7 protein-coding genes are annotated in these 8389 nt (G+C 65.2%); 5 read left to right on the plus strand and 2 right to left on the minus strand.

All coding sequences use genetic code 11. The features are described 5' to 3' along the window. Nucleotide 1: 1 nt before the first annotated feature. Both AC6H42_RS04345 and AC6H42_RS04350 read right to left on the minus strand, forming a co-directional pair. Nucleotides 2–2002 (minus strand): SagB/ThcOx family dehydrogenase, encoded by a 2001-nt coding sequence (locus tag AC6H42_RS04345; RefSeq protein ID WP_057155751.1) that lies wholly within the window; start codon nucleotides 2000–2002, stop codon nucleotides 2–4. Nucleotides 2003–2047: 45 nt separating this feature from the next. Continuing rightward, on the minus strand, nucleotides 2048–4036 hold the full coding sequence (locus AC6H42_RS04350; RefSeq protein WP_497547482.1) for an SDR family oxidoreductase: 1989 nt from the start codon (nucleotides 4034–4036) through the stop codon (nucleotides 2048–2050). Between the two features lie 195 nt (nucleotides 4037–4231). Here AC6H42_RS04350 and AC6H42_RS04355 point away from each other — a divergent pair, with 195 nt between their 5' ends. From AC6H42_RS04355 to AC6H42_RS04375, 5 genes are all read left to right on the plus strand, one after another. Further along, entirely contained in the window at nucleotides 4232–4945 is a 714-nt protein-coding gene (locus AC6H42_RS04355; RefSeq protein ID WP_497547483.1) for a phasin family protein, read from the plus strand. A gap of 98 nt (nucleotides 4946–5043) precedes the next feature. Continuing rightward, a complete protein-coding gene (locus tag AC6H42_RS04360; RefSeq protein ID WP_497547484.1) occupies nucleotides 5044–6285 on the plus strand; it encodes a patatin-like phospholipase family protein in 1242 nt (413 codons plus the stop codon). Nucleotides 6286–6355: 70 nt separating this feature from the next. Next, nucleotides 6356–7021 carry a TetR/AcrR family transcriptional regulator gene (locus tag AC6H42_RS04365; protein WP_057155748.1) on the plus strand — a complete coding sequence of 222 codons (666 nt, stop codon included), beginning with the start codon at nucleotides 6356–6358 and terminating at the stop codon, nucleotides 7019–7021. Nucleotides 7022–7031: 10 nt separating this feature from the next. Then, nucleotides 7032–7808, plus strand: coding sequence for a tetratricopeptide repeat protein (locus AC6H42_RS04370; protein ID WP_057155747.1), 777 nt, complete (start codon nucleotides 7032–7034; stop codon nucleotides 7806–7808). A gap of 2 nt (nucleotides 7809–7810) precedes the next feature. Continuing rightward, nucleotides 7811–8344: an LOG family protein gene (locus tag AC6H42_RS04375; RefSeq protein ID WP_057155746.1), complete on the plus strand. Its 534-nt coding sequence runs from the start codon at nucleotides 7811–7813 to the stop codon at nucleotides 8342–8344. Nucleotides 8345–8389: the final 45 nt, after the last annotated feature.

Consider the following 8389-nt stretch of genomic DNA (forward strand, 5'->3'; position numbering starts at 1 on the left):
GTCACCTGGCCGGCTGCCCGAGCGCGGCGAAGTGCAGCACCCAGCGCCCGCGCGCCTGTACCAGCGCAGCGGCTTCGTCGTCATAGAAGGCGCCGACAGGGCAGGCCGCCAGCCCCTGCGCGATGGCGCCCAGCAGCCAGCGTTCTCCCACCAGGCCAGCTTCCAGGAATGCATGCCGGTAGCCGCGCGCGCCATGCGCCAGCGCGCGCCCGGTGTCGACTGACAGCACCAGCACCACGGCCGCGTCGCCGATCACGTCCTGCGCCAGCGCCGCCTGACGTGCGCGGGCGGCAAAGTCCCCTTTAGCCACGGGCAGCAGCGCATGCTGCGGCAGATAGCGGTACAGGCCGGGCGCCAGGCCCGCCACGCGGTTCACCACCAGGTCGATGCGGATCGCTTCCGACAGTTGCGGGCGCTGCGCCATGTCCGCCAGGATGGTGGACAGCGCAGCCAGCGGCACCGGCCCGGACGTATAGCGCCGCACGCTGCGCCGCTGTGCGATGACGGCGTGCGCGCTGGCGGGCGCGGCAAGCGGCGCGGGCAAGCGCAAGGCGCCCGGCGGCAGGGCGTCTGCTGCAAAGCTGCCGTATGGCTGCGCAGCGGTCTCCGTGTGCCCTCCGGCGCGGGGCGGCAGCCGCAGCGACGTCGCCCGATGAATCACGCCAGTGGCGCCCAGCGCGGAACTTGCCTGCGGCGCTTGCGGAACCGGTGATGCCGGCGCCGCTGCCGAATATTCCTGCGAGCCTGGCTGTGGCGCCGCGCCAGGCATGGACGCCGGCACCGGGCCGTAACGCCGCAGCGCCATCATCGCCAGCACGCCTTCCTCCACGCCGTCGATAGCCAGCGCGCGTGCCGCCAGGGCCTCGTCGAATTGCGGCAGCAGCGTGGCGTGCATGCCGGCCTGGTGGCCCGCTATGCGCAGGTTTTCCAACAGGTGCCCCGCGTCGGCAGTGGCATAGCGGTATGCGCGGTTGTGATACTTGTAGCCCGTACGGCGGAAAATCGCACTCAGGACGAGCAGGGCATCGGCGTCCCGCGCGGCGGGCGCGCCCAGCGCATCTTCCGCGGCTGGCAGGGGACCTATCCATGCCAGCCGGTGCTGCTCCGGTCCGTAGTGGTACAGGCCGGGCGCCAGCCCGTCGATGTCGCGCGCGGCCACATACAGTTCGCTGGGAAACAGCGCACCGGAAGAGGGCGCAGCCCGCAGCGCCCGCCCGCCGCGATGCTCGGTCACGCCGGCTCCCAGGAAGAGAATCTGCGCTAGCTGGTCCAGCCGCAGGCGGCGTTGCGATGCGGACGCCGGTCCGCGCATGGCTGCCTGCAGCGGCTGCGAGGCCGGGCTGGCGGCAGGCAGCGCCACGTGCCGTGCGTTGGGATAGCGTTTGAACGGCTCCGGCGCATCGCCCCATTCTATGCCGGGCGCGCGCAGGAAGACGCTGCTGCGCGACTCGGACGACAGCGCGTGGTAGCGCAGCACCGGCGCCGCGCCGCCGATGCTGCCCGTGCCACCGGTGTTCGCCGCGTCGCCCGCGTTTCCAGCCAGCGAGGCAGTTCCGGCGTCCACATGCAGCGGCAGATCGCCTGCGCCATGGCGCAGGCCGAGGAAGTAGGCGGCCGCCAGCGCCGCCAGGACCGCCAGCGGCATGCCCAATGCGGGCGCGCCGCGCGGGCCGGCGCCGGCAGGGGCAGAGGCCGGCCGCGCCGCCGGCGCACGGCTGCGCAGCCAGTTCAGCACCAGCGGCAAGTTGAAACACAGATGAATGAAGACCAGCAGCAGCGTGGCATAACCGAACAAGTAGTGCCAGTCGAACACCGGCAACTGCTGGTTGGCGACCCAGAAGACTCCCAGTCCGGCCGTGCTGAGCAGATAGCACAGCAGCAGCACGCTGGTGTGCACATTGAGCGCCAGCCGTCCCGGCGTGCGCCCGCGCCAGCGCATTGCTGCCAGCCATACGGCGTACAGCAGCAGCGGCAATGCAACCCAGAGGATTTTCGGCGCCATCGGCACATTTTAGCGCCGATGGCGATGCGGCGCGCGGCTGCGCGCTTAGAAGTGCACGCCGCGCAGCAACTGCTGCATGGCGATCTGCTCGGACGACATCTGCGGCGGCTTCTTGCCGTCGCCGCCCTTGGCCGCATCCGAATCCGGGAACATGCGGAAGCTGGTGTTGAGCACGATCTGCGCCACGCGCGGCATCAGCGCGTGCAGCACCTGGCCGAAGATGCCCACCCGCGTTGCGATGCGCACCGGCTTCCAGACGATGGCCTCGGCGATCAGGTCGGCCGCTTCCTCCGGCGACAGGGTCGGTACGTTCTGGTAGATCTTGGTCGGCGCGATCATCGGCGTGCGCACCAGCGGCATGTTGATGGTGGTGAACTTGATGCCCAGATCCTGCAGCTCGGACGAGGCGCAGCGGGTCCAAGCATCCAGCGCCGCCTTGGACGCCACGTAGGCCGAGAAGCGCGGCGCATTGGTCAGCACGCCGATGGACGAGATGTTGATTACGTGGCCGTGCTTCTTGGCCGTCATTGACGGCAGCAGCGCCATGGTCAGGCGCAGCGCGCCGAAGTAGTTCAGCTGCATGGTGCGCTCGAAATCGTGGAAGCGGTCGTAGCTGGCCTCGATGGCGCGCCGGATCGAGCGGCCGGCGTTGTTCACCAGCACGTCCACGCCGCCGTGGTTGGCGATCAGCACCTGCGCGAAGCGGTCGCAGTCGGCCATGTCCGACAGGTCGGCAGGGTAGGTGATCAACGCGAAGCCGCGCGCTTCCACTTCCTTCTTCGCCTCGAGCAGCTTGTCCTCGTCGCGGCCGCAGATAATCGTGATGGCGCCCGCTTCGGCCAGCTTGTGCGCCGCCGCCAGGCCGATGCCGGACGAGCCGCCCGTCACCAGCACCACCTTGCCGGCCACCTGGCCGCGCAGGGTATGGTCGATGAACAGGTCCGGGTCCAGGTTGCGTTCCCAGTAGTCCCACACCGGTGCCGCGTATTTTTCCAGCGGCGGGCAGGCGATGCCGGTGCCCTTCAGTGCTTGCGCGGTGTCGCGGTTGTCGAAGCGGGTCGGGTAGTTCACGAAGGTCATCAGGTCCGGCGGCAGGCCCAGGTCCTTCATCACCGCGTCGCGCACGCGGCGCACCGGCGACAGTGCAAACACGCCTTTCTTGATCGACTTCGGGATGAAGCCGAACAGCGCGGCGTTGATGCGGATGCTCATGGTGGGCGCATGCGCGGCGCGGCAGAAGGTGTTCAGCACTTCGCCAACGCGCATCGGTTCCGGATCGGTCAGGTGGAAGGCGCGTCCGTCCAGCTTGGGCTGGTGGGAAATGTGGTCCATCGCGTTGACCACGTAGTCCACCGGCACGATGTTGATGCGGCCGCCTTCGATGCCGACGGTGGGCATCCACGGCGGCAGCAGCTGGCGGATGCGCTGGATCAGTTTGAAGAAGTAATACGGACCGTCGATTTTGTCCATTTCTCCGGTCTTCGAATCGCCAACCACCAGGCCGGGACGATACACGCGCCACGCGCCCCTGGTTTCATTGCGGACGATTTTCTCGGACTCGTGCTTGGTCGCGAAATAGGGATGGTCGAGGTTCTCGGCCTCGTCGAACATGTCTTCGCGGAAGATACCCTCGAACATGCCGGCGGCGGCAATCGAACTGACATGGTGCAGTATGCCTGCCTGGATCGCGTTGGCGAATTCGACCGCGTTGCGCGTGCCCTCCACATTCACCGCGATCTGTTCGTCGGCATCGGCCAGCATATCGTAGACAGCGGCCAGATGATAAAAATGGTCCACCGATTTGGTGAGTTTCTTGATGTCGTCCTTGGATACGCCGAGCTTGGCGCTGCGCAGGTCGCCGAATACGGGAATGGCGCGGGCTTTGGTGGTGCCCCAGTATTCATACAGGCCGGCCAGCTTGTCGCGGCTGCCTTCGCGCATCAGGAAATACACTACGCTGCCCTTGCGCGCCAGCAGTTTTTTGACGAGGCGCTTGCCGATAAACCCGGTCGCTCCAGTAACAAAATATTGCATCAAGTTTCTCCTTTATTCTTAGGTTTTCTTCCGCGAACAATCATTACAGGATAGACAATAAATGGCAAGCGCTGTTGCAAGCTTGATTAGAACGCGCGCTCTACCCCATTAGAAGCCCATCTCTAGAAATGGGGCCTAGAATGATTTCATCGAAGGAACGACCCGATTAAACCGACAGTCTCAATGGAGCCCACTATGGTGAAGAAACTGAAATCCCTGGCCAATGCCGACGACAAGCAATTGGCGAGTGCCGTTCGCAATTCCGCGCAGCAGATCTGGCAGGCTGGCCTGGGCGCATTTGCCAAGGCGCAGGAAGAGGGCGGCCGCGTGTTCGCCAAGCTGGTCAAGGAAGGCAACGCGCTGCAGCAGCGTACCCGCGACCTGGCTGAAGATAAGGTTTCCGAAGTGCGCGAGACCGTGTCTGGCGTCAGCAAGCAAGCCGCCGGCTCGTGGGACAAGCTCGAGCAAGTGTTCGAGGACCGCGTCTCGCGCGCCCTGGGCACCATCGGCGTGCCGACCCAGAAGGACGTGCAGGAATTGAACGCCCGCGTGGAAGCGCTGACCAAGGCTGTGGAAGCACTGACCGGCAAGAAGGTGGCGCCAGCCAAGGCCGCCAAGCCTGCCGTGAAAACGGCCAAGCCAGCCGCCAAGGCCGCCGCTAAACCGGCCGCTAAACCGGCCGCCAAAGCTGCCGCCAAACCTGCCGCCAAACCTGCCGCCAAAGGTGCCAAGCCTGCTGTCAAAGCTGCCGCCAAGCCGGCCGCGAAAGCCGCTTCCAAGCCAGCCGCCAAGGCTGCTTCCAAGGTGAAAGCCGCCGCCAAGGCGGCCCCGAAAGCCGCCGCCCCTAAAGCTGCAGCCATCGCTTTCCCGACCGCCGAATCGGTCAGCGCCGCCAACAAAGCCGCTTGAACGCGCAAGCGTCCGAGCCGGCTGTAACAGTTCCCTCGGTCCTCCTCCCCCGGTCCGTTCGCGGACCGGGTCCGAGGGAATGCTGCATATGAAAGTCTATGCCTAGAAAACCCGCCGCCGCGCGTGCCGCAGCATCTGCAACAGCACCGGCCGCAACCCCCAAGGTCGGCCTGGCCCTGGCTGGCGGCGGTCCGCTGGCCGTCGTCTACGAGATCGGCGCGCTGGCCGCGATAGCCGAGGCCATCGAAGGCCTGGACCTGAACGACGCCGAAATCTATGTTGGCGTGAGTGCCGGCGCCATCATCAGCGCGGCGCTGGCCAACGGCTACACCCCGCACCAGATGTGCCGCCTGTTTGTCGAAAGCGACGTCGACGCGGCTGTGCACGGCACTGCCGGCGCCATGCTGTTCAAACCCGAAACCCTGTTGCGCCCCGCCTTGCGCGAGTTCGGCCGGCGCGCGCGCGTGCTGCCCGGCCTGCTGGCCGGCGGCGCGCTGCACTACGCGCGCCAGCGCGCCAGCCTGGCGTCCTCGTTCGAGCGCCTGACCGAGGCGCTGCCGGCCGGCTTCCTGTCCGGCGACGCCATCGGCCACTTCCTCAAAGCTGCTTTCGCTGCCAAGGGCTGCAGCAACGACTTCCGCCAGTTGCCGCGCAAGCTGCGCATCGTGGCCACCGACCTCGACACGGGCAAGGCCGTCTGCTTCGGCGAGCCGGGCCGGGACGACACGCCGATCTCGGTCGCCGTGCAAGCCAGCTCCGCCGTGCCCGGGCTGTTCCCGCCGGTGGAAATCGGCGGCCACCACTTTGTCGATGGCGCACTGCGCAAGACCATGCACGGCTCCATCGCGCTCGAGCATGGCGTGGACCTGCTGCTATGCGTGAATCCCATCGTGCCTTACAACGCCCGCTTCAAGCAGGGCGCGCGCAAGCTCACCAACGGCGGCCTGCTCGACGTGCTGTCGCAGACCGTGCGCTCCCTCCTGCATTCGCGCCTGGAAACCGGGCTGGCCAGTTACCAGGTCAGCCACCCCGGGGTGGACATCCTGCTGTTCCAGCCCAGCGAGGACGACGCCGAACTGTTCTTCACCAATATGTTCAGCTACAACAACCGCCGCCGCACTTGCGAGCAGGCTTACCAGAATACCCGGCTGATGCTGTGGCAGCAGCGCCACCAGCTGGCGCCCAAGCTGGCGCGGCATGGCATGCGGCTCAAGCTGAACGTGCTGCAGGACAGCAGCCTGACGCTGGTGCGCCAGCGTCCGCGCCGCAAGGCCTTGGGGCGGCTGGATGCGGCGCTGTCGGACCTGGAGCGCTACCTGAAAGTAGTCCATGGCCGCTGACCGGTACGCCGTTTCTAAAAGCCTGGCATCGGTGTTATCCTTGCGGGAAGAAAAACAAAGACCAGCCGCCATGCTACAGAAAGCACCTCGCCGTACCCGGGAACGCATACTCGAACTTTCCCTCCGCCTGTTTAATGAATTCGGCGAGCCCAATATTACGACGACGGTCATCGCGGAAGAGATGAATATCTCGCCCGGCAACTTGTATTACCACTTCCGGAACAAAGACGATATCGTCAATTCCATCTTTACCCAATTCGAGGGCGAGATCGAGCGCATATTGCAAGTGCCGGCCGGCCGCCGCTCGAATATCGAGGATGTGTGGCTGTACCTGCACCTGATGTTTGAACTGATCTGGCGCTATCGTTTCTTTTACCGCGACCTGAACGACCTGCTGTCGCGCAACCGCAAACTGGAATTGCATTTCAAGCAGATCCTGGCACACAAGATCAAGGTCGCCAAACAGCTGTGCGAAGACTTGCGCAGCGAAGGTTCGCTGGAAGCGTCGGACGCGGTGATCGACGCCATGTCCACCAATATGGTGGTGGTGGCGACTTACTGGCTGTCTTATGAATATGTGCGCAATCCGCGCAAATACAGCGAGCAGCAATCGATGTCGGACGCGCTGGCGCGCGGCTGCTACCAGGTGCTGTCGCAGATCGGCCCCTATCTGCGCAATGAAACGCAACTGCTGTTCCAGAAGCTGTCGGAAGAATACTTGAAAAAGATAACCTGAGGAGATAAGCATGGCATGGAAGACCTTCCCCTATCCGGAAGACGCATACGTCCACACGGCGGCCAGCCTGAAGAAGGCCTGGCCGCGCCTGCACGCCAACGACGCCGAGCCGTTCCCGGCCAAGGCTGAACTGGTGCAGGCCTGGATCGCTTACCATGCCGGCGACTTCGAGCAGGCCGCCAAGCTGGGCCTGGAGCAGGGCGCCGACGGCTACTCGGTCGCGCACCGCGCCACCTGCATCTACGCCACCTACCTGGAGGCCAGCGAAAAGAAAAAGCTGGCCATGTTCCTGGAAGTGTCCGAGCGCTGCGAGCAGCAGCAGCAAGAGCAGCCCAAGAACGCGGCGGCCTACTACTGGCACGCCTACGCGCTGGGCCGCTACGCACAGGGCATCTCGGTGGTCAAGGCGCTGGCGCAGGGCATCGGCGCCAAGGTCAAGAACAGCCTGGACACGGCCATCAAGCTGGCGCCCAAGCACGCCGACGCGCACATCGCGCTGGGCAGCTACCACGCCGAGATCGTCGACAAGGTGGGCGCCATGATAGGCGGCCTGACCTACGGCGCCAAGAAGGAAGAGGGCTACAGGCTGTTCAAGAAGGCGCTCGAGCTCAACCCGGACAGTGCTATAGCGCGGATCGAATACGCCAATGCGCTGGCCATGCTGGACGGGAAGAAGAAAATGGACGAAGCTGTCGCCCTGTACGAAGAGGCGGCCGCGCACGAAGCGCGCGATGCGAACGAGCGGCTGGACGTGGAACTGGCGAAAGCCGAGATCGAGGAAGAATAAGCGTGAAATCGTTGTGTGTGTATTGCGGCGCCAATGGCGGCGTCTCGCCGCGCTATGCGGAAGCCGCCAGGGCGCTGGCGCGCGGCATGGTGGAGATGAATTTGTCGCTGGTCTACGGCGGCGGCAATGTCGGCCTGATGGGCATCATCGCCGACGAAGTGCTGCGCCTCGGCGGCGAAGCAACGGGCGTGATCCCGACCGCGCTGGTGCAGCGCGAAGTGGCCCACACGGGTTTGACGCGCCAGTTCGTGGTCAAGGACATGCACGAGCGCAAAGCCATGATGGCCTCGCTGTCGGACGGCTTCATCGCCATGCCGGGCGGCATGGGCACGATGGAAGAACTGTTCGAGATGCTGACCTGGTCCCAGCTCGGCATCCACAGCAAGCGCATCGGACTGCTGAACGTGGACGGTTTCTACGACAGCCTGGTCGGCTTCATCGGCCATGCCACCGCGCAGGGCTTCATCCGCCCGCAGCACGCGGCCATGATGATGGTCGAGTCCGAACCCGGCGCGCTGCTGCAGCGCTTCCTCTGAGCAAAATGGGGTCAGGGTTAATTATTTTTGCAATTAGTTGCAAAA

It is taken from the genome of Massilia sp. NBRC 108631, assembly GCF_059704565.1.